Genomic DNA, 20,509 nt, shown 5'->3' with positions numbered 1-20,509 from the left:
AAAGAAGGAAAGGAGACATCGATGGAGCACACCGCTGAAGCCATTGCGCCGGCGCCATTGGCGCGGTCAACGCCGTCAGCCGCCGCGGCGTGCTGGCGCCGCCTGATGGCCTGCGTGGTGGAGGTGCCGGCTGCGCTGATCGTGCTGGCAGAGATCCTGTTGCTGGGCGGCGGCGCGTTCGCGCGCTACGCCCTGCACCAGCCGGTGCCCTGGACGGATGAACTGGCCAGCATCCTGTTCCTGTGGCTGGCAATGCTCGGCGCCATCATCGCGCTGGACCGCGGCTCGCACATGCAGCTGACCACCTTTATCAAGGCCCTGCCGCCGGCCAGGCGCGCCTGGGTGGATGCGCTCGGCATGTGGCTCGTGGTGGCATTCCTGTCGCTGTTGCTGCGGCCGGCGTGGGAGCATCTGACCGAGCACCTCGAGGTGTCGACGCCGACGCTGGAGATCAGTGAAGGCTACCGCGCCGCCGCGGTGCTGGCCGGCGTCGTGCTGATGCTGGTGGCGGCAATCTTGCGCCTGCTTGCGGCGCACTGGAAGCCGGTGGCGACGACCGGCCTGATGGTGGCATTGTGCGGCGGCCTGCTGTGGCTGCTGTCGCCCACCCTGATGACGCTGGGCAATATCAACCTGGTGATCTTCTTCCTGCTGATGCTGGTCGCATGCGTCGCAATCGGCGTACCGATCGCCTTCGCCTTCGGCCTGGCCACGCTGTGCTACCTGTCGCTGTCGACCGCCACGCCGCTGTCCATCATTCCGAACCGCATGCAGGAGGGCATGTCGCACCTGATCCTGCTGGCGGTGCCGCTCTTTGTCTTCCTGGGCGCGCTGATCGAGATGACCGGCCTGGCGCGAGCGATGATCCACTTCCTGGTCAGCCTGATCGGCCATCTACGCGGTGGCTTGCAGTATGTGCTGCTCGGCGCGATGTATATCGTCTCCGGCATCTCGGGCGCAAAGGCCGCCGACATGGCCGCCGTGGCGCCAAGCCTGTTTCCCGAAATGAAGCGGCGCGGTGCCAAGGACGGCGACCTGATCGGGCTGCTGTCGGCCTCGGGCGCGATGTCCGAAACCATCCCGCCCAGCATCGTGCTGATCACGGTTGGGTCGGTAACGGGGGTGTCGATCACCTCGCTGTTCATCGGTGGCCTGATGCCAGCGGCGGTGGGGTTGGTGATGATGTCCCTAGTGGTCTGGTTCCAGACCCGCAAGGAAGACATGAGCCGCGTACCGCGGCCGGCGCGCCCGGCGATCGTGAAGGCGCTGCTGGTTGCGCTGCCGGCGCTGGCGCTGCCCGTCATCATTCGCACGGCCGTGGTGGAGGGCGTGGCCACTGCCACCGAGGTATCCACCATCGGCATCTTCTATGCGGTGGTGGCAGGGGTCCTGGTGTACCGCCAGTTCAACTGGCGCCGGATTTACCCGATGCTGTTGGACACGGCGACACTGTCGGGGGCGATCCTGCTGATCGTGGGCTGTGCCACCGCGATGGCCTGGGCGCTGACGCAGTCCGGCTTCGCGCAAGACCTGGTGGAAATTCTGTCGGCCGTTCCCGGCGGCAAGACCGGCTTTCTGCTGGTGTCGGCGCTGGCGTTCGTGATCCTGGGCAGCCTGCTCGAAGGCATCCCCGCCATCGTGCTGTTCGGGCCCTTGCTGTTCCCGATTGCGAAGCTGGTCGGCGTGCATGAGGTGCATTACGCCATGGTGGTGATCTTTGCGATGGGGCTGGGGTTGTTCGCGCCGCCGTTCGGCGTGGGGTTCTATGCTGCCTGCGCGATCGGGCGCGTGTCGCCGGACGTGGCGATGCCAAAGGTGTGGCCGCATATGGCGGCGCTGTTTGTGGCGCTGGTTTTGTTGACGTTGGTGCCTTGGTTTTCGATTGGGTTTTTGTAATTGCGCTTTACTTGGCTGGGCACTCAGGGGGCGGGCCTTAGCGCCCCGCAGGGGGCATCGGTGAGCGCGCCGCTGTAGCGGAGGAGCACATAGAATTTTTCCCTCCCGCTTGCTTGCGCCCCTCTCCGCTTGAGGGAGAGGGGCGGGGGAGAAGGCCGGCGCATCAACGAAGTCACCAACGCAACGAACATCGAAGGTGTACCACTATCTGGATAGCGGCCTCAGGGACCGACGGCACGACGATGGTACGAAATCCTAAGGCGCTCTACGGTCTGCATCGACCGCTGTCCGGTAGTGGGGCATGCAGGAGTCTTATGCAGCAACGCTTCCGCCACTGCTTTGCGGCTCCAACTTGGATGCCCATCCTGACTTTACAGTGCGTAGCACGATCTTCTGCTTCTCCGCGCGCTCGATTGCGTTGATGCGCTCAATCACTGAGGCAATCGGTGCATTGCCTTCCGCGCGGGCCAGGTAAAGCAGGCGCACCAGTTTGTCGGCCCAGCTAGGCAACTTGCCGGTCTTCTCCCAACGCGCTACGGCCTGCTCATTGTTGCCGAGCAATTTCGCCAGACCGGCTTGCGACTGCATCAAGCCTGCGCTGCGGATATAGCGGAATTCCGTACCGGTGAGAGGGGAGGGTTTTTTGGCCAGGGCCAGGCAAATGGCGACGCAGAGACCATCCAGATTCTCGATAGACACGCCTTCGCCATAGGGCGTGTTATGAACCTTGTAGCCATTGACCAGCCACACGTTCTTGAGGCCGCCGTCTGTGTAGTGGTACATCTTCTTACCTCTTGGTCACATCCATCACCGTAATGACAGTCAAGTCGGACGCTGGGTAATCGACCAGGACAACGACGCCAACGTTGATCCCCGAAACATAACGCTCCATCACGCAGCGAAGGCCGGGTGTCCGCATGTCAGGCTCCGGTTCGCGCGAAATCAGGCCTTTACGAAGCGCTTCGAGAACCATCGGGTCGTTGATCATCCGCAGCCGCATTCGGTCTCGCGCATGAGCCGCGAACACAATGTTCGACGTTTCCATAGCACATGCGTGAATGTGCTTTTCCAACTGACGTGTCGACGGGTGCCTCACTGGGTCACCTATTATTTTGATAGGTTGAAGTGTATCCCAGTTTCACGCTTCCCGGCGCTCAAAGCGATAGGACACTTCGCATTCGGCCTGACTTCGTGTAAGCCTGATCAGCTAGTCCGCCCCTCTCCCGTAGTCAGTCGGAAGAGGGGGGCAAACAAGCGCAAGGGGACGTGCTTAACCGCAATGCCAACTATTCGTGCCGGCAAGCGGTCTGCATCAAGAGGCCGGCAGATCGTCCTCCAGCACCCGCTCCAACTGCGCCTTCACCAATCCCAACAGGCAAAACGCCGCAAAGCCGCCTTCCCACCATTCACTCTGCTGCTCCAGCAAGGCAAGTACCCCATCAATGCTTGCTGCCACCGCCAAGAGACCGTACCGCGCCGTAGATAGATCGATTTCCGACATAGGACCTCCAATCGTTGCATGAAGGTCCGCCGCGCGACGCAAGAGGAGGGCGGCGGGCCTGACGACGAGGGTGGAAACCGGTGTCACAACCATTGCCCGGTCAGCCTTGCGGCTGCCTCGTCCGGCCCGCCATGGATGGCTTGCACGTATAGGCGAGAACGGTCGTCATGGACGACCGTTCGGTTGAGACATCGAGTTTCCACACTCGGTCACCGTTGTTCGATGACAGCCCCAGTCTCTCGCGCCACGGCACGCGGCGCGATAAGACAGTTCGCATTCCGATACGGACGCCGCATGCTGCCCGAGCCTCGCCCGTCAGCAAATAGCCGAATGCCTAAGAGTGCATCCGAAGCGAAAGCTCGTCCCGTTGAAGGGAAAAACTCCGGGGTATTTGATCGAGATGAAGGTCGCGCTTCGAATCGGCATTTCTCCGTTGATTTCCGTTAGACGCAGGCGCACAAATAGCCGATTCCTATGCGCGAGATCGACATGGCACGTCTGAACAACAAGGCGGTTTGACGCATCGGTAAATGGATCCTGCACGCCTCTACCAACATCTCCTTTCCTCTACCCATCGCCTGTATGCCGTGGAGGGTGATGGCGCACTGGGCGAATTGGCCGTCGAAGCCTGGATCGGCCGCGAGGCCATCTCGGCGCTGTTCGAATGGCGCATCGTTACGGTCAGCGCCAATGCCGAGATCGCGCTGGACAGTTTGCTGGGCCAGCGTGTCACGCTGCTGACCACGCTCGCCGGCGGTGGCCAGTCACGCCGCACCGGCCTGGTCCGCCAGGCCGAGAAGCTTGGTGCCGACGGCAGCCTCGCGCGCTACCGCCTGACCGTGGTGCCTTGGCTGTGGCTGACCACGCAGCAGCGTCATAGCCAGGTGTTCCAGAACTGCACGCTCGACCGCATCATCGAAACCGTTCTGCAGGATTACGCGCCGTATGCGCACTGGCGCTATGCGGCTGGAGCCGAAGCCCGCATCGCCGCGTTCGGCGAACGCGACTACATCGCGCAATTCCGCGAGACCGACTACCAGTTCCTGTCGCGCCTGCTGGCCGAAGCCGGTCTCGGATATACCGTGGTGGAAGACGACGAAGCGGCCTTCGGCCATGCCGTGGTGATCTTTGCCGACAGCGAGAAACTACCGGAAGACCCTGAATCTGCGGCCGGCGGCGGTATCCGCTACCACCGCGCCCATAGCCAGGCATCGGCTGACGCCATCCAGAAGTTGATCTGTGAGACGCGTGCCGCGGTCGGCGGCGTGGCAGTGAGCGCCTGGGACCCCGAAGCCAAGCGCGCGATCCGTGGCCATGCGCCGGCGCGCTTCGGCGTATTTTCAGGCCGTGCCGTCAGTCCCGATCCTTACTTGTCGGTCAGCCTGTCGCTGGCGCCGGACAGGGCCAGCGCGCAGCGCGTCGCCGAGCAGGTAATGGAAGCCATCGAAGCCCGCGCGCTGGTATTCACCGGCAGTGCATCTGTACGCACGCTGCGCAGCGGCACTCGCTTGGTCGTTACCGATTGCCCACACCTGCCGCCCCAACCGGACGATACGGCGGGGTATCCGCTGCTGCTCGATGCGGTGGAGTACTGTGGCGTCAACAACCTCGCTGTAGAAACACGTGCCGCGCTCGCGGACCGGATCGGACCGTTGGAAGCGGCATTGTGCTTCGACACGCCGCCGGCGGCTCCAGATGCCGTGACCATCACCGCCGGCCTGATGAGCAGCGTCTTCGACGACGCAGCCAAGCGCCTGATTCCGACCGAATCCCTGCGGACAGCCGCACGGGAACATGGCCATGCGGCGCTCTTTCGTGCCTTCGATGTGCGCCGCCCATGGCGCGCCGCCGTGCTGGAGGGCGATTGTCCGCGGCTCTATAGCCAATCTATCCCTCTTGGCGTCCATACCGCGATCGTGGTCGGCCCCAACGGTCAGACGCAGCCGGACGGCCATGCCGAACACCACGCCAGCCCGCGCGGTCAGATCCGCGTGCGCTTCCCATGGCAGCGCGGCGAGCGCGCCGACGACCGCAGCAGCCGCTGGATCCGCGTCGCGCAACGGCAAGCCGGCGCCGGCGTGGGCTGGCAATGGCTGCCACGTATCGGCCAGGAGGTACTGGTCAAGTTCACGGACAACGATATCGACCAGCCATTCGTGATCGGCGCGCTGTACAACGGCCAGGGCGAAGCCGGCATCGCTCCCACGCCAGGCGGCAAGTCGATGGCCGCGGCCACCTTCTCCCAGCCTTATGACGCCAGTGGCATCTACGCATTGGGCTCCGACAGCCACCCGAGCGCACAGGGCAACCTGGCAGGCGGCAACAGCCCGGCGTGGCACGGCATGGGTGCGGACCCGGACGGCCATCGCAACGACGCCGCGCTGACCGGCTTCAAGAGTCAGGAACACGGCGGCAAGGGCTACAACCAACTGGTGTTCGACGACTCCGATGATCAGCTGCGCGCCCAACTCGCCACGACGGAACAGGCTACGCAGCTAAATCTCGGCCATGTGATTCACCAGCAGGACAACCGCCGGGGCAGCTTCCGCGGCCAGGGGTTCGAGTTGCGCACCGATGGCTACGCCGCGGTGCGCGGCCAAGCCGGGCTGCTGGTGACGACCTATCGCGATGCCGTCACCGGCCACGTACTGCCGACCGGTGACAACGCTGCCGGCATCGCGCTGCTGCGGCAGGCGGGCGATCTGGTCCGGACGCTGAGCGAGGGCGCGACTACGCACCAGACTCGAGCCCTGTCGACCGCAAAGGATGACGGGTCGCCGCTGGCGAAGCAAGCCAAGGCCGCAGCGGGCATGGTCGATGGGCATTCGCTCGAAGCGGCAAAGGCGGATGCGGCCGGCGGCAATACCAGCACGCCGGACAAGGTGCCGCACCAGGGCGAGCCGATGGCCCACCTCAACGGCAGGGCTGGCGTGGCGATGGTGGCGGGCCAGGACCTGCAAATCGCCAGCGGGGAAAGCGTCGTGCTCGCCAGCGGCCAGGACAACAATGTCGCCGTCGCTGGGCAGGCGCGCGTGCATGCGGGACAGGCGATTGGCGTGGCGGCCGGATTGTCTTCGGCCGGCGACGGCAACGTCGGTCTGCAACTGACGGCAGGTCAGGGTGATGTCGATATCCAGGCGCAGCATGATCTGCTGAAGCTGGCAGCGCGGGAGGACCTGACCATTGTGTCGGCGAATATGAATGTGGACTTTGCTGCGGCCAAGCGCATTCGCATTGCGACGGCTGGTGGGGCGGCCATCACAATCGAGGGCGGCAATATCACCTTCGAATGTCCGGGGCCGATTACCTATAAGGCGGAGCAGAGGAAGTTCGAGGCAGGCGTCCGCCATGACTATCCACTCCCAATGGCCCCGGCGACTCCATGGGAGATACCCGGTTCCTTCCCATACTCCTGAGCCGAATCGCGCCATGATCATCAGCTATCCCGTTCTTACAATGCCGCCGGCAGGCAACGCCATGGAGGAATCGGAGGACGCCTGGTTGGCGCGGCTGCTGGCCGAGTCAGACGACCCGAAGGGCGCGTATCCGGCGCGCATGGTGGGCAACACGTACTGCTGGCACGGTGGACTGCATGTCGGCGCCAATTCGGCCACGCCGGTTCGCGCTATTGCAGATGGCACCGTCGCGGCCTACCGGCTGGCGCCGAAGACAGAAACCTATGAAGGCCAGCCCTATGACACCAGTTTCGTACTGCTGCGCCATGAGACCGAGACAGGCGCCGCCACTCCAGTGGTGTTCTATTCGCTGTACATGAACCTTGCCGCCGCCGAGCATTTGCAGGGCCGCATCGACACGCTGCCGGCGTGCTGTCGAACCCGTACCAGCCCGGAGGCGCGGGTGCCGGACGATCCCAAGCAGGCCAAAGTCTACCGGCGCGACATATTGGGCTATCCGGGAAGCCAGCACCAGACAGGGCGCAGTGGCTTCCATTTCGAGATCTTCTGCACCGACGAGGCACTGGCGGGCTTCTTCCGCGACAGCAGCCGCATCACGGAAAAGGGCAGCGCCGATGTCTACGGCGATGTTCACTTCGTGATCCCGGAAGGCAAGTCATTTGTAGCGGCGCATCCGCGCTTGCCCAATGGCAACGGGGTATGGCGGACAGCGGACAAGGATGGCAACCTGATGTTTCCGGCTGGCACAGCCGGGAGCAATACGGGGCAACAGCTCTACGTCAGCGTCCGCCTCGACAAGGACAAGCGTATAACGATCACACGCATACGTACCGCGCAGGGGCAGTACCGCGAACTCGGCCGGGTCGAACAGCCGGGTTATGGCTACGCCATGCTGGCTCTCGCGGAGTCGCTGTATCCAGACAACCCAAGCGCCGGCCTGGAGTGGCTTACCTTCGGGCGTGTGCTGAGCGAAGAGCGCAGCCGCCACACCGACAATTGGCAATTGGTGCCGTATGCGCCCGGCTCGGTTGGCTATATAGACCTGTCGCAAGCTGGCATCGTGCGGCTATCTGACGCGGACTTCCCGCATTGGCTTGGCTGGAGGAAGGTCGAAGAAGGCGCGATGCTGAGTCCGGCCGATGCCATCGTCGACGACCCGGCGACGCTACAGATGCTGAGCGGCAACGGCGACGCGGCTAAGGCGGCGCTGCGTCATCTGGTAGTCAAGCATCCGACCGAATGGGATATCTCGGACTTGGACGCCAGGTTTGCGCGGCTGCGCAAGCCGGGCATGTCGTTGGTGTCGGAGGACAGTTGGCAGCGATTTAAGGACCAGGCGCGGAAGCTCGCATTCTGGCAGAACACGGGACTGCCTCGTGCGGTATGGCATTTTCACCCGCTGCAGTTCATCCATCATATGCGTCGGGCGCTGTGGCTCAGTGTTAACGAGTTAAAGCAAGCAGTGCCGGCGAGGGCCTTGCGGGGCGTTGGGGCCGGCATTCCGAAGAAGATCGTTTATGAAAACGCTCGACCATCTGCCGCTCGCTTGGTCATGGCTAATAAGAACACTTTGAATGCCTCCTGGCGCAAGTACGGGATAACAAACCGCGCGCGGCTCGCAGCATTTTTGGGAAATTCGGTGCAAGAAACCGGCTGGCTGCGGAGCACGTCTGAGGATGAGCCGGATGGCAAATGGTATGCCCCTTGGTACGGGCGTGGCTTCCTTCAATTAACCCATCCGGGCAACTACCTCAACTATTGGAAGTTTCGGGGGCGCAGCATCGATTCCACTGTGAGCGCAAAGCTTGTAAGGGCCCATGCAAGAGCAGATGAACTGCGTAGTAACGTGCCCTTGCTTAGCATTGAAGAATCGCTGCCGTCCGTCATACGCCAATGGCGCCTGGACGTTGCCAGTATGACTTACGATGCGGCAGACAGCGCCGGCTACTATTGGCTCAAGAACCAGGCCCACAAGGAAGCCGACGAGATCGCACAAAGTACACGCCAAGCGTTCAATATTCACCATAGCAGTCAGCTAAAGAGAGGAGCCCTGTTCACATTTTATGAGAACGTTCCATTCCGACGCGTGGCCTGCATCGTGAACCTGCCTGGGCACCTGGAGAGGAAAACGCCTTCGCTAAATGGCCTTGTGGATCGATACCATGCGTATGGGTATGCACAGGTGCTGCTGTTCGATCACCCAACTTTTCCCAACGCGACCGGGGTGCTGCAATTCAAACCAGAGGACTACGAATGGAAGAAGTAGGCCAACAAAGACGGTCAGCACTGGCCGGTCGTTGGACGGCACTTGCGTTACTCGGGCTCAGCTTGAGTGCGTACGCGGACGCCGATGCGCATGTGATCAAGGGGATGCAGCGCTACGTTATTCCAATTGAGGGCTGTGCAGTGGAGTTCGTGGCGAAGGCAGGAGGCTGGACGGCCGCGGACAAGACCGCTTCGGTTCCGGCTGGCTGGTTTCACCACGAGAATTACTATCCGACGGACCGCTACTCGAGGTCGCTGTCATTCTCGTTCAGCTGCCATGCCGGCAATGCGAGAGACCTATGCCCACAATTACTGGCTGATTATCGCAATCTCGATCAACTACAAGCACGTGATATCCAGCTTCGCCATTTGACAAGCTTGAACCCCAGGTACTATGGGGAGGCGTATATAGCATCAGATAGCGGTGTTCCGACTCCACGCAGGCGCGACCTGGATCTCTGTATCGGAAATGAAACGAAGGCGATTCTTACCGAGAACGGCGGCATCAACGTGGGCTATGACCCACGGGAAATTGTAGAAACGCGGGGCAAGCCTGTCTTGAAGCAGTCGGAGCATGCACTGCCCGACGTCCTAGCCATCATCCGATCGATGCGGTTCGTACCTGATCCGGCACCCAGACAAGACAGTCGGTAGGCCTTAATCCACAAGCGACACCAACGCCTCCCGCGCCTCCCGCCTCAACTTCTCCAAATCCAGCCCCACCACCGCCCCATCCCGCACCACCTGCCGTCCCCGCACCAGCACATCACGCACAGGCGTCGGCTCCCCAGCCGCGACCGGCGCGGTACCGATGTCATGGAACCCATGGAACCGCAATCCGCTGACGTCATAAATCGCCAGGTCCGCCGATTGCCCCGGCGCAAGCGTGCCGATACCGGGCAGCCCCAGAACCTGCGCGCCACCGGCAGTGCCCCAATGAATTACCTCCTCCACACGCGTTTGTGCGGCGCCGCCGAGGGCGCGATGCACCAGCCAGGCGAAGTTGGCCTCATGCACCATGCTGCCCGATTCATTGGACGCGACCCCATCGACGCCCAGTGAAATCGGCACCCCCGCATCCGCCATCGCCCGCACCGGCGCGATACCGCTGCCGAGCCGCGCATTGCTGACGGGGCAGTGCGCCATGCCGGTGTTGGTCACGGCCAGCATGCGGATTTCTTCCGGGTTGACGGTGACGAGGTGCGCGAACCAGACGTCGGGTCCCAGCCAGTCGTGGTCGGCGACGAACTGGACCGGCGTGCACTGGTATTTCTCGCGGCAGAACCTGACGTAGTTGTCGGTCTCGGACAGGTGCGAATGCAGGCGCAGGTCCATGCCGCGGCCAAAGGCGGCCAGTTCGCGCAGCAGGGCGGGCGGCAGGGAGAAGGTCGGTGTGGTCGGGGCCACCACCACGCGGCGCAGGCCGTCGGCGGCGGGGTCGTGGTAGCGTGATTTCAGCCGTTCGATATCGGTCAGCATTTCGTCCAACGTCTCGGGCACCAGCGCGGTGGCGCGCATGCCGGGATGATCGGAGGCGGACTGGATCGCGCCGCCGCGGCACAGCACCAGGCGCATGCCGAGTTCTTCGGCTACCTCGAACAGCACGTCGCCGGTCTCCGCGCCGTGGCCGTGGTGATACAGGTAGTGGTGGTCGGCGCACGTGGTGGTGCCGGACAGCAGCAGCTCCGCCATGCCCAGGCGCACCGCGGTGCGGAAGATCTCCGGGCTGAAGCGCGCCAGGCGCGGGTAGGCGACGGCCGCGAGCCATTGCTCGAGTCCGGCGTTCATGCCGCTGGGCACGGCCTTGAGCAGGTTCTGGAACAAATGATGGTGGGTGTTGACCCAGCCGGGGTAGACCACGCAGCCGCTGGCGTCGAGCAGGGCTTCCCCGTCGTGGCGGGGCAGGCCGGTGCCTATCTCGGCGATGCGGCCGTCGCGGATGCGGATGTCGGCGGCGCCGGCGCGCGCGGCGGCGCCCGCGCGGCCGGTCATCACGGCGGCGGCGTTGCGGATCAGCAGCGCGCCGGCCGGCGCGTTGGTGGCGGTGGTGGCGTTGGTGTTGTGCACCATGTTGTCAGACCCCTTGGACGTTGTCGGCACTGGCGGGCAGCTCGTCGGCTTCACGGGCTGGCAGGCCGTTGAGAATCAGGTTGAGGACCACGGAAACCACGCAGGCGATGATCACGCTGCTATGGACGAAGGGCTGCAGGAAGCCGGGCAGCTTCTCCAGCATGCCGGGCAGCATCACCGGCATCATTGCGCAGCCCAGCGTGATGGAGACGATGGAGAGGTTGTTGGGATTGCGCTCGTACTCCACCTCGCCCAGCGTCTTGATGCCGGCGGCGACGACCACGCCGAACATCACCATGGTGGCCCCGCCCAGCGCCGCGGCCGGAATCGATGCAAACAGCGCGCCGATCTTGGGCACCAGCGCCACCGCGCACAGCATCGCGCCGCAGGTGGCGACAACCCAGCGGCTGCGCACGCCGGTGACGATCACCAGCCCCACGTTCTCCATGAAGGCGATGTACGGGAACGCCGCGAACATGCCGCCGATGGCGCTGGCCAGGCCGTTGGCGCGCAGGCCGCGGGTGGCGTCGCGCTCGGTCAGCGGGCGCTTGACGATGTCGCCGACGGCAACGAACAGGCCCATCGACTCGACCATCTGCACCACCATCACGATCACCATGGTGGTGATGGCGCCGATGTTGAAGGTGGGCATGCCGAACGCGAACGGCGTCACCATGGTGAACCACGGCGCGCGCGCGACCTCATCGAAGCTGCCCATGCCCAGCATCCACGCCACTGCGCCGCCGGCCAGCAGGCCGATCACCACCGACAGGTTGCGCACCAGTTCGCCGCCGTGCCGGTTGATCAGCAGGATCAGTGCCACCACGCCGAAGGCGACCAGGAAAAAGATGGGCGCGCCGAAATCCGGCGCGCCCCTTCCGCCTCCAAACCAGTGAAACGAAACCGGGAACAGCGACAGGCCGACCGCGGTGATGGTGCAGCCGCTCACCACCGGCGGGAAGAAGCGCTTGAGCTTGCCGATCACCGGCGCCAGCAACATCGCGATCACGCCGGCGGCGATGATGGCGCCGCAAACGCCGTTGAAGCCGAGCGTCGGATCGGTGCCGATGGCGATGACCGGGCCCACGGAACTGAACGCCACGCCCTGCATCAGCGGCAGGCGCACGCCGAACTTCCAGAAGCCCACGGTCTGCAGCAGCGTGGCGATGCCGGAGGTGAACAGCGCGGTGCTGATCAGCATGGTGGTCTGCGCCGGCGTCATCTTGAGCGCGCCGGCGACGATCATCGGCACCGCGATGGCACCGAGGTAGCTGACCAGCATGTGCTGGAAACCGAGCGACGCCATGGCGCGTGCCGGCAGGATCTGGTCGACGGGGTGAACCGCTGCTTGCATGATGTGGTCTCCTGCCGCGTACTGGGGAAAAGTGCGCCATGCCGGCGGCGGCTGGCCCGGTCTGTGGTTGCCGGGCTCGGTCCGTCACGGTGCCATGCGCGGCGCATGGCCCACGCATGCCTTGCACAGTAGTGATGCGCCGCATGCCGTCATAGCGTTATTGCGAAGGCCGTGGCACGGGGCCGCAAGCGGGCTTGCAAAATGCGCGCCGGGGGGATCAGGGGTTTCCCTTGGGTTGCGCGAGGGCGGGGGTGGCCATAGGATGGATGCGCTGGTTTGCTCCCTCTTCCGCGTGGCGGGAGAGGGAAAAAGACGTCGGACGTTGGGGCGTCGGTCGTCGTGATCCCGTTCCCTTCCTTATTCGATGCCATGTCACCCACCGCCGCATGGTCTGCCGCAGCCTGCCGCTCGCCGTTCAGCCACGGGGACCTCGATCGCATCCAGTCGCTGTCCGGCCGCGTATTCGGCCCCACGCGGCTGCGCGCGGCGCAGGACGATGCGGCGCTCGATGCGCGCATCGATACCAGCACCATCGGCCGGCTCACGCTGGTGACCATCGCCTACAACCAGGCGGTGCAGATCGAGCCGCAGCCGAACAAGGACGAGTTCGTGATCCAGACCGTGCTGGCCGGCACCTGCCGCGTGGAAACGCCGCGTGGCGCGATGCTGATGCCGCCCGGGGCGACCTTTGTGTTCTCGCCCACCGTGCCGACCACGCTGTCGCTGGATCCGGGCTGCGAGCGCTTCAGCGTGGTGATCCGCCGCCAGCTGATCGAAGAGGCGTTTCGCCACCAGTTCAGCTTCGAGCCGCCGGCGCCGATCGAATTCGACATGCAGCCAGTGGCGGACGATGGGCGTGCCGAGCGCTGGCAGGCGCTGGTGGGCTACCTGCGCGCGGAAACCCGGGTGCGGCGCGAAGGCGGCGGCGTGCCGGCGGTCGATGCCAGCATCGAGCGCATCGTGCTGTCGACGCTGCTGCTCGACCGCTTTGCCGCCGACGGCAATATGCTGCCGCGCCGCTTCGAAGCGGTGCTGCCTGACTACGTGCGCCACGCCATTGCCTATCTGCGCGCCAACCTGGACCAGCCGCTGACGCTGGAGCAGATCGCCGCGCATTGCGGCGTGTCGGCGCGCACGCTGCAGCTGGGCTTTCGCAAGAGCAAGGACACCACGCCGATGGAGTACCTGCGGCTGCTGCGCCTGCATGGCGCGCGCGCCGACCTGCAGCGCGCACGGCCCGAGAAGGGCATGGTCGGCGCGATCGCGCTGCGGCACGGCTTTAGCCACCTGAGCCTGTTCTCGCGCGAGTACCGGCGCGAGTTCGGCGAGCTGCCGTCGCAGACCTTGCGCACGGCAGCGCTGCAGCGGGACTGACGCCAAGCCAGTCCCGCTGCCGCCAGGGCAGTCAGGCCGCGTGCGCCACCGGCAGGCACACCTTCAGCAGCGTCTGCAGCCGCAGCTTGTCGAGATGGCGGCCGATGAACACGAACTTGCTTTGCGCCGGTTCCGTACCCCACGCCTCGGCGGGGTGCAGGTCCATCAGCCGGTGCACCGCCTGCAGCACGTAGCGGCGCTCATCGCCCTCCACCGCGACGATACCCTTCATGCGGAACACATCGTCGCCCTGTGCGGCCAGCAGTGCCTTCAGGCCATGCTCGAGGCGCTGGCGGTCGAACGGCTGGTCGAACACCAGCGAAACCGAGGTCACCGACGGATCGTGGCGGTGGCCGTGGCTGTCGTCATCGTGCGCGTGGTCGCAGTGCTCGTCGCATACGTGGTCGTGCTGCGCGTCGTGCCGATCGTGCGCGTGGCCGGCGTGCCCGTGCGCATCGTGCGCATCGCGCGCATCGCGCGCATCGTGATCGTCGTGCGCCTGCGCCTGGATCGTGCCCGGCGTGAATCCGCCGATGCCCAGGATCTTGCCCAGGTCCACCTGCGCGAAGTTGGAACGCAGGATCTGCGCGCCCTCGTTCAGGCGGTGGATGCGGGCTTCCAGCCGGTCGAGCTGCGCGGCGTCGGCCAGGTCGGTCTTGTTGAGGATCACCCGGTCGGCGGCGACGATCTGGTCGACGGCCTGGTTGTCGAAGCCGGTCAGCAGGGGGTCGTCGAGATGGCTTTCGATATGCACCGCGTCGACCAGCGTCAGGATGCCGTCGAGCGTGACCTGCCTGGCGACTTCGTTATCCATGAAGAAGGTGGCGGCCACCGGGGTCGGGTCGGCCAGGCCGCTGGTCTCGACCAGGATATGGTCGAAGCGCTCGGGGCGCTCCAGCAGCTTCTGCAGGATGCGCACCAGGTCCGTGCGCACATCGACCACGCAGCAGATGCAGCCGTTGGTCATCTGGTAGATCTCCTCGTCCGAGGTCATCACGAGGTCGGAGTCGACGTCGACCTCGCCGAACTCGTTCTCGATCACGGCGATGCGGTGGCCGTGCTTCTGCGTCAGGATATGGTTGAGCAGCGTCGTCTTGCCCGAGCCGAGGAAGCCGGTAAGGATGGTGACCGGGACGGGCGGCTGTTGTGCGACGGCAGGTGCATTCATGTTGTCTCCTGATTAAGGTGCTGCGTTCCCCGCGAGCGCGAGGCGGAAAGTCTCTTCAAGCGGTGGCGACGCTGGGGCGCAGGCCTTGCCAGCGCGCCACCAGTCCGTCGTGCGGCACGTCGAACAAGTCCAGCACGCGCCCCACGGTGTGGTCGACGATGTCGTCCACCGATTGCGGATGCGCGTAGAAGGCCGGCACCGGCGGCAGCACGATGGCGCCCATCTCGGTCACCGTGGTCATGTTGCGCAGGTGCACCAGATGGAAGGGGGTCTCGCGCGCCAGCAGCACCAGCCGGCGGCGCTCCTTGAGCATCACGTCGGCGGCGCGGGTGACGAGGTTGTCGGCCAGCCCGGTGGCGATGGCCGCCAGCGTGCGCATGGAGCAGGGCGCCACCACCATGCCGTCGCAGCGGAACGAGCCGCTGGCGATGGTGGCGCCGATATCGCGCACGTTGTGCACCACGTCGGCCATGGCCTCGATCTGCGGGCGCTGCAGGCCCAGCTCATGATGCGCGGTCAGCAGGCCGGACGGCGAGCAGACCAGGTGGGTCTCCCAGCCGTCCAGCGCCGCCAGCGCCTGCAGCATGCGCACGCCGTACACCGCGCCGCTGGCGCCGGTGATGGCGACCACCAGGCGTTGCTTGCGGCTCATGCGCGCCCGCCTTCCCGCGCCGCCTTCTCCGCCAGCGCCTGCAGCACCTGCTCGGGCTTGATCGGGTAGTGGCGGAAGCGCACGCCGATGGCATCGAACACCGCGTTGGCAATCGCCGGCCCGATCGCGACGATCGGGTCTTCGCCGACGCCCTTGGCGCCGAACGGGCCGCCGGGATCCGGCGCGGCTTCTAGGATCACGGTGCGGATCTCGGGCATATCCATCGCCAGCGGCATCTTGTAGTCGACGAAGTTGGCGTTGAGCGAGCGGCCGGTGCGCACGTCGATCTGGTAGTCCTCGTACAGCGTATGGCCGATGCCCTGCTGGATGCCGCCTTCGATCTGGCCCGCGGCCGCGACGGGGTGGATCACCTTGCCGACGTCGTGCACCGGCACTACCTGGCGCACGGTGATGAATCCGGTCTCGGTATCGACCGCGACTTCGACAAAATGCGCGGCAAACGAATAAGACTTGGTCGGGTGGTAGGTGGCAGTGCCCACCAGCTGCGCGGCGGGAATGCCCTTGCGCGGCATCACCGCCTCGCGCACCGTCAGCGTGGGGCCGTCGCGGTCGCGCACGGCGATGATGCCGCCGGCCAGCGTCAGGGCCTCGGGCTCGCACTCCATCAGCTTCGCGACGCGCTCGAACAGCTGCCGCTTGATTTCGCCGGCCGCCATCTGCGCGGCCTTGCCGACCATGTAGGTGGTGTGGCTGGCAAAGGCGCCGATGTCCCAGGGCACCACGTCGGTGTCGCCGTGCACGACCGATACCGCCTCGAACGGCAACGTCAGTTCCTCGGCAACGATCTGCGCAAGCGCGGTATGCGCACCGGTACCCAGTCCGGCCGCGCCGGTCAGCAGCACCACGGTGCCGTCCTCGTTCATCTTGATGATCGCGTTGCCCTGCTCCTTGATGCCGGGATAGGCGCTGCTGCCGTGCATCTCGCAACCGAGGCCCCAGCCGGTGCGGACCGGGCCGGTGGTGTCGCGCGGGCGGCGGCGCAGCGCGGGCCAGTCGAGCAGTGCCATGCCTTGCTCGATGCAGGCCTCCAGGCCGTGCCCGATCAGCGGATGGTTCGACGGCGCGATATCGCCTTCGCGCACGGCGTTTTTGAGCTTGAGTTCGGCGGGATCCATCCCCAGGTGCGCGGCCGCCTCGTCCATCTGCACGTCGAGCGCATAGTAGGTCTGCACCACGCCGTAGCCGCGAAAGGCGCCGGCGATGGGGCTGTTGGTGTAGACGCAGCGGCCTTCGAGCAGCACGTTGTCGCAGCGGTACAGCGATACCAGCGCGGCGGTGCCGACATTGGTCACGCCCGGACCGTGCGAGCCGTACGCGCCGGAATTGAACACCACCCTGGCCTGGCGCGCGGTGATGGTGCCGTCGTTGCGAAAGCCCTGCTTCAGCCAGATCCTGGCCGGATGGCGCGTGCGGCCGCCAACGAAAGTCTCCTCGCGCGTGTATTCCATGCGCACCGGCCGGCGCGTCTCGCGCGCCAGCAGCGCGCACAGGAACTCATGCTGGAACAGGTCCTGCTTGGCGCCGAAGCCGCCGCCCATGTGGTCGACCAGCACGCGCACCTTGTGCAGCGGCAGCCCCAGCACCTCGGCCATGATGCCGCGCACCATGAAGGCGGTCTGGGTCGAGATCCACACCGTCAGGTTGCCGTTGCCGTCCCAGCTGCAGGTGAGCACGTTGGGCTCCATGTAGGCGGGGGTGGGGCGGCCGCCCTCGTAGACGCCTTCGAGGATGAAGTCAGCCTCGGCAAAGCCGGCTTCCACGTCGCCGCGCCTGACGATCACCGGCGGCAGCACCAGGTTGCCGCCGGGCTCGCGCTCATGGATGCGCGGTGCGTCGGAGCGCTCCGCGTCTTCGGTGGTGAAGACCGCGGGCAGCGTGTCGTACTCGACCTCGATCAGCTCGAGCGCGCGCTCGGCGATCTCTTCGCTGACCGCCGCCACCGCGGCCACACCCTCGCCCCAGTAGCGCACCTTGTCGTCCAGGATGTACTGGTCGCAGGTCACCGACGCCGAGCGCGGATGCGGCGAGCCGGCGTGCAGCACGCGCGGCACGTTCTCGTGCGTCAGCACGGCCTTGACCCCGGGCAACGCCAGCGCGCGCGAGGTGTCGATGCGGCGGATGCGGGCGTGGGCGACATTGCTGCGCTTGATCTTGCCGTACAGCAGGCCGGGGAAGGGCATGTCGGCAACGTACTTGGCGTTGCCGGTGACCTTGTCGAGCAGGTCGGTGCGCTTGACGCTGTGTCCGATCACGGCGTGGGTCATCATGCCTCCTCGCTGGCGCGGGTACGGTGTGCGCACCCGGCGGGGTCCATGGCCGCGGCGGTCTGCTCGATGGCCTCGATGATCTTGGTGTAGCCGGTGCAGCGGCAGATGTTGCCGGCAATGGCAAAGCGGATCTCGTCGCGCGTGGGATGCGGGTTCTCGTCCAGCAGCGCCTTGGCCATCACCACGAAGCCCGGCGTGCAGAAGCCGCACTGCGCGGCGCCGCAGCGCATGAACTGCTCCTGCAGCGGATGCACGGTGTCGGGCGCGGGCTGGACGCCTTCGATGGTGGTGATGTGGCAGCCGTGCGCCTCGGGCGCCAGCACCAGGCAGCTGTTCATCGGCCGGCCGTCGATGATGACGGTGCACGAGCCGCATTCGCCCACGTCGCAGCCCTTCTTGGTGCCGGTCAGGCCGGCGTCGTGGCGCAGGGCGTCGAGCAGCGTGCTGTGCGGTGCCACCGCCAGTTCGCGCGGCTCGCCGTTGATGACGAGTTCGATCATTTTTCGCATGATGCTCCGCGCAGGGCGGCCTCCAGGGCTTGTTCGAGGGCGCGGCGGGTCAGCACGCTGACCATCTGCCGCCGGTAGGCTTCGCTGGCGCGCACGTCGCTGATCGGACGGGCTTCATCCATGGCGGCGTGCGCGGCTTGCAGGATCAGGGCGTCGGTCACGCGCTGGCCGCGCAGCACGTGCTCGGCGCGCAGCGCGCGCACGGGCGTGGGGCCGACCGCCGCCAGCACGATCGCCGCATCGGCGCAGTGGCCGCCCTCCACCGTCAGCGATACCGCCACGCCGACCGTGGCCAGCTCCATCTGCACGCGGCGGCCATGCTTCAGGTAGACCTTGCCGGTGTTGGCGCGAGGCGCCGGCACGGTGATGCGGGTGACGATCTCGTCCGGCGCGATGGCGGTCTTGCCGACGCCGGTGACAAAGTCCTCGACGCGTAGCTCGCGCGAGCCGGACATGCCGTACAGGTGCACCGAGGCGCCGTCGGCGACCAGCGGCGCGATCGAATCCGCCGACGGCGACGCGCGGCAGACATTGCCGACCACGGTGGCGCGATGGCGCACCTGGATCGAGGCGAAATCCGTCACCGCCTTTGCCAGGCCGGCGTAATGGCGCTGCACGAAGCCGGAAGTCTCGACCGCGCGCGTGGTCACCAGCGCACCGATGCGCAGGCCGTTGACCGGATCGAAGGTCAGTACGTCCATGCCCGGGATTCTCTTGATGTTGATGACTTGCTCGGGCTTGCGCACGGACTCCTTGATCTGCACCAGCAGATCGGTGCCGCCGGCCAGCACGCTGGCCTTGCCGCCGCACCGGTGCAGCATGGCCGAGGCTTCGGCCAGCGTCGCCGGTTCGAAATACTCAAACGCTCTCATTGCTCCTCCTGGTCTGTGCCATCGGCGGCGGCTGCCGGTCCTGCCGAGGTCATGCGGGGCGCGCGCCGTCGAATCCATCATGGGCGGCCGGTCTTCATCGGTAAAGACCCGGAAACGGATTAATTGATCGTGTTACCCTCTGAATCAGACGCGCCAGCCGGACCCAGGCCACAGCAAGCGCGCACCCCGAACCTCCGGAGGTAGACAACGTGCCCAACCTCAGCAACATGAACGTGTCGCTGCGCCAGCTGCGCGCGTTCATCGCCGTGGCGCAAGAGCGCCACTTCACCCGCGCGGCAGAAAAGCTGGACCTGTCGCAGTCGTCGGTCAGCGCGCTGATCCACGAGCTGGAGGCCAACCTCGGCCTGAAGCTGTTCGACCGGCACACGCGCCAGCTGCATATCACGCAGGCGGGCGCGGAACTGCTGCCCCTGGTGAAGAAGGCCGTGGCCGATATCGACAGCGTGATCGAGAACTCCAGCGAGCTGCGCACGCTGGGACGCGGGCGCGTGTCGATCGCGGCATCGTCGATCCAGGCGGCGCTGATGCTGCCGCGCGTGATCCGCGAGTTCTGCGTCAGCCATCCGGGCGTGAAGGTGGAGCTGCACGATGTGTCCGAGCATGAAGTGACCAGGATGGTCAGTTCGGGCGAGGTCGACTTCGGCATCGGCACCATTCCCGCGGGCCAGCCCGACCTGAGCGCGCACCGGCTGCTGGACGACGCCTTCGTGATCGTGATGCCCGCGCACCATCCGCTGCGCCGGCGCAAGACGCTGCGCTGGGAGGATGTGGCCGGGCTGCCGGTGATCGGGCCGCACAAGGGCAACCCGATCCGCGACTGCCTCGATACCGCGCTGGCCGCGCGCGGCATCACGCTGCAGCGGGTGCACGAGGTGTTCCTGCCGCTGACCATGGTCGGCATGGTCGACGCCGGGCTGGGCATCGCCGTGATGAGCGCGGCAGTCACGCGTCTTACCGGCGCGCTGGGGCTGGCCACGGTGATGCCGACCGATCCGGTGATCCACCGCGAGATCTCGCTGCTGGGGCACGCGGACCGGTCGCTGTCGCCGCCGGCGCAGGCCTTCCGCGACCTGCTGATGCGCTACCGCGCCAGGCTGGCCGAGGCCAGCTGACTGCCGGCCAA

At 65.7% G+C, this 20,509-nt stretch carries 16 protein-coding genes; 6 read left to right on the top strand and 10 right to left on the bottom strand.

From position 1 onward, the window contains the following. Positions 1–21: 21 nt before the first annotated feature. A complete protein-coding gene (locus tag U9J39_RS19160; protein ID WP_326347786.1) occupies positions 22–1,896 on the top strand; it encodes a TRAP transporter large permease in 1,875 nt (624 codons plus the stop codon). Between the two features lie 312 nt (positions 1,897–2,208). On the opposite strand, the gene U9J39_RS19155 is transcribed toward U9J39_RS19160, so the two are convergent. The 3 genes from U9J39_RS19155 to U9J39_RS19145 form a co-directional block, all read right to left on the bottom strand. Continuing rightward, on the bottom strand, positions 2,209–2,679 hold the full coding sequence (locus tag U9J39_RS19155) for a hypothetical protein (RefSeq protein ID WP_115681280.1): 471 nt from the start codon (positions 2,677–2,679) through the stop codon (positions 2,209–2,211). A gap of 4 nt (positions 2,680–2,683) precedes the next feature. Beyond that, positions 2,684–2,941 (bottom strand): DUF4258 domain-containing protein, encoded by a 258-nt coding sequence (locus U9J39_RS19150; RefSeq protein WP_115681279.1) that lies wholly within the window; start codon positions 2,939–2,941, stop codon positions 2,684–2,686. 267 nt (positions 2,942–3,208) lie between these two features. After that, positions 3,209–3,397: a hypothetical protein gene (locus tag U9J39_RS19145; RefSeq protein ID WP_326347784.1), complete on the bottom strand. Its 189-nt coding sequence runs from the start codon at positions 3,395–3,397 to the stop codon at positions 3,209–3,211. 530 nt (positions 3,398–3,927) lie between these two features. Here U9J39_RS19145 and U9J39_RS19140 point away from each other — a divergent pair. From U9J39_RS19140 to U9J39_RS19130, 3 genes are read left to right on the top strand one after another with little or no spacing between them, the layout of a single operon-like run. Further along, the gene (locus tag U9J39_RS19140; RefSeq protein ID WP_326347782.1) at positions 3,928–6,813 is read left to right on the top strand and encodes a type VI secretion system Vgr family protein; all 2,886 of its coding nucleotides are present in this window, start codon (positions 3,928–3,930) and stop codon (positions 6,811–6,813) included. A gap of 13 nt (positions 6,814–6,826) precedes the next feature. After that, complete coding sequence (locus U9J39_RS19135; RefSeq protein WP_326347781.1) at positions 6,827–9,079, top strand: M23 family metallopeptidase; 2,253 nt, start codon at positions 6,827–6,829, stop codon at positions 9,077–9,079. Next, positions 9,067–9,732: a hypothetical protein gene (locus U9J39_RS19130; protein ID WP_326347780.1), complete on the top strand. Its 666-nt coding sequence runs from the start codon at positions 9,067–9,069 to the stop codon at positions 9,730–9,732. Before U9J39_RS19135 ends, U9J39_RS19130 begins: the two co-directional genes overlap by 13 nt. 3 nt (positions 9,733–9,735) lie before the next feature. Here U9J39_RS19130 and U9J39_RS19125 read toward each other — a convergent pair whose 3' ends face one another. Then, positions 9,736–11,148, bottom strand: a complete 1,413-nt coding sequence (locus U9J39_RS19125; RefSeq protein ID WP_326347779.1) for an amidohydrolase family protein — start codon at positions 11,146–11,148, stop codon at positions 9,736–9,738. Positions 11,149–11,152: 4 nt separating this feature from the next. Further along, the gene (locus tag U9J39_RS19120) at positions 11,153–12,502 is read right to left on the bottom strand and encodes a nucleobase:cation symporter-2 family protein (RefSeq protein ID WP_116313169.1); all 1,350 of its coding nucleotides are present in this window, start codon (positions 12,500–12,502) and stop codon (positions 11,153–11,155) included. A gap of 369 nt (positions 12,503–12,871) precedes the next feature. Here U9J39_RS19120 and U9J39_RS19115 point away from each other — a divergent pair, with 369 nt between their 5' ends. Next, complete coding sequence (locus tag U9J39_RS19115) at positions 12,872–13,876, top strand: AraC family transcriptional regulator (protein WP_116313303.1); 1,005 nt, start codon at positions 12,872–12,874, stop codon at positions 13,874–13,876. A 31-nt stretch (positions 13,877–13,907) separates the two neighbouring features. Here the strand turns inward: U9J39_RS19115 and U9J39_RS19110 are convergent, their stop codons facing one another. The 5 genes from U9J39_RS19110 to U9J39_RS19090 are packed head-to-tail and all read right to left on the bottom strand — an operon-like array spanning position 13,908 to position 19,365. Continuing rightward, a complete protein-coding gene (locus tag U9J39_RS19110; RefSeq protein WP_326347778.1) occupies positions 13,908–15,044 on the bottom strand; it encodes a CobW family GTP-binding protein in 1,137 nt (378 codons plus the stop codon). Positions 15,045–15,099: 55 nt separating this feature from the next. Further along, positions 15,100–15,696 carry a UbiX family flavin prenyltransferase gene (locus U9J39_RS19105; RefSeq protein WP_240072803.1) on the bottom strand — a complete coding sequence of 199 codons (597 nt, stop codon included), beginning with the start codon at positions 15,694–15,696 and terminating at the stop codon, positions 15,100–15,102. Further along, positions 15,693–17,981 (bottom strand): xanthine dehydrogenase family protein molybdopterin-binding subunit, encoded by a 2,289-nt coding sequence (locus U9J39_RS19100; protein ID WP_326347829.1) that lies wholly within the window; start codon positions 17,979–17,981, stop codon positions 15,693–15,695. Before U9J39_RS19100 ends, U9J39_RS19105 begins: the two co-directional genes overlap by 4 nt. Beyond that, the gene (locus U9J39_RS19095; protein ID WP_326347777.1) at positions 17,981–18,493 is read right to left on the bottom strand and encodes a (2Fe-2S)-binding protein; all 513 of its coding nucleotides are present in this window, start codon (positions 18,491–18,493) and stop codon (positions 17,981–17,983) included. The genes U9J39_RS19100 and U9J39_RS19095 overlap by 1 nt, the downstream gene beginning before the upstream one ends. Beyond that, positions 18,481–19,365, bottom strand: coding sequence for an FAD binding domain-containing protein (locus U9J39_RS19090; RefSeq protein WP_116313165.1), 885 nt, complete (start codon positions 19,363–19,365; stop codon positions 18,481–18,483). Before U9J39_RS19090 ends, U9J39_RS19095 begins: the two co-directional genes overlap by 13 nt. A 227-nt stretch (positions 19,366–19,592) precedes the next feature. On the opposite strand from U9J39_RS19090, the gene U9J39_RS19085 reads away from it, so the two are divergent. After that, positions 19,593–20,498, top strand: coding sequence for a LysR family transcriptional regulator (locus U9J39_RS19085; protein ID WP_115711037.1), 906 nt, complete (start codon positions 19,593–19,595; stop codon positions 20,496–20,498). Positions 20,499–20,509: the final 11 nt, after the last annotated feature.

It is taken from the genome of Cupriavidus sp. SS-3 (genome assembly GCF_035818815.1).
Taxonomy (GTDB): Bacteria; Pseudomonadota; Gammaproteobacteria; order Burkholderiales; family Burkholderiaceae; genus Cupriavidus; species Cupriavidus taiwanensis_C.
This window is presented reverse-complemented; position numbering and strand designations above follow the sequence as displayed.

What these genes read in the sequence shown, in the direction of transcription:
- U9J39_RS19160 (WP_326347786.1), top strand. Translation starts at nt 22, where the DNA reads ATGGAGCACACCGCTGAAGCCATTGCGCCGGCGCCATTGGCGCGGTCA.
- U9J39_RS19155 (WP_115681280.1), bottom strand. Translation starts at nt 2,679, where the DNA reads ATGTACCACTACACAGACGGCGGCCTCAAGAACGTGTGGCTGGTCAAT.
- U9J39_RS19150 (WP_115681279.1), bottom strand. Translation starts at nt 2,941, where the DNA reads ATGGAAACGTCGAACATTGTGTTCGCGGCTCATGCGCGAGACCGAATG.
- U9J39_RS19145 (WP_326347784.1), bottom strand. Translation starts at nt 3,397, where the DNA reads ATGTCGGAAATCGATCTATCTACGGCGCGGTACGGTCTCTTGGCGGTG.
- U9J39_RS19140 (WP_326347782.1), top strand. Translation starts at nt 3,928, where the DNA reads ATGGATCCTGCACGCCTCTACCAACATCTCCTTTCCTCTACCCATCGC.
- U9J39_RS19135 (WP_326347781.1), top strand. Translation starts at nt 6,827, where the DNA reads ATGATCATCAGCTATCCCGTTCTTACAATGCCGCCGGCAGGCAACGCC.
- U9J39_RS19130 (WP_326347780.1), top strand. Translation starts at nt 9,067, where the DNA reads ATGGAAGAAGTAGGCCAACAAAGACGGTCAGCACTGGCCGGTCGTTGG.
- U9J39_RS19125 (WP_326347779.1), bottom strand. Translation starts at nt 11,148, where the DNA reads ATGGTGCACAACACCAACGCCACCACCGCCACCAACGCGCCGGCCGGC.
- U9J39_RS19120 (WP_116313169.1), bottom strand. Translation starts at nt 12,502, where the DNA reads ATGCAAGCAGCGGTTCACCCCGTCGACCAGATCCTGCCGGCACGCGCC.
- U9J39_RS19115 (WP_116313303.1), top strand. Translation starts at nt 12,872, where the DNA reads ATGTCACCCACCGCCGCATGGTCTGCCGCAGCCTGCCGCTCGCCGTTC.
- U9J39_RS19110 (WP_326347778.1), bottom strand. Translation starts at nt 15,044, where the DNA reads ATGAATGCACCTGCCGTCGCACAACAGCCGCCCGTCCCGGTCACCATC.
- U9J39_RS19105 (WP_240072803.1), bottom strand. Translation starts at nt 15,696, where the DNA reads ATGAGCCGCAAGCAACGCCTGGTGGTCGCCATCACCGGCGCCAGCGGC.
- U9J39_RS19100 (WP_326347829.1), bottom strand. Translation starts at nt 17,981, where the DNA reads ATGACCCACGCCGTGATCGGACACAGCGTCAAGCGCACCGACCTGCTC.
- U9J39_RS19095 (WP_326347777.1), bottom strand. Translation starts at nt 18,493, where the DNA reads ATGCGAAAAATGATCGAACTCGTCATCAACGGCGAGCCGCGCGAACTG.
- U9J39_RS19090 (WP_116313165.1), bottom strand. Translation starts at nt 19,365, where the DNA reads ATGAGAGCGTTTGAGTATTTCGAACCGGCGACGCTGGCCGAAGCCTCG.
- U9J39_RS19085 (WP_115711037.1), top strand. Translation starts at nt 19,593, where the DNA reads ATGAACGTGTCGCTGCGCCAGCTGCGCGCGTTCATCGCCGTGGCGCAA.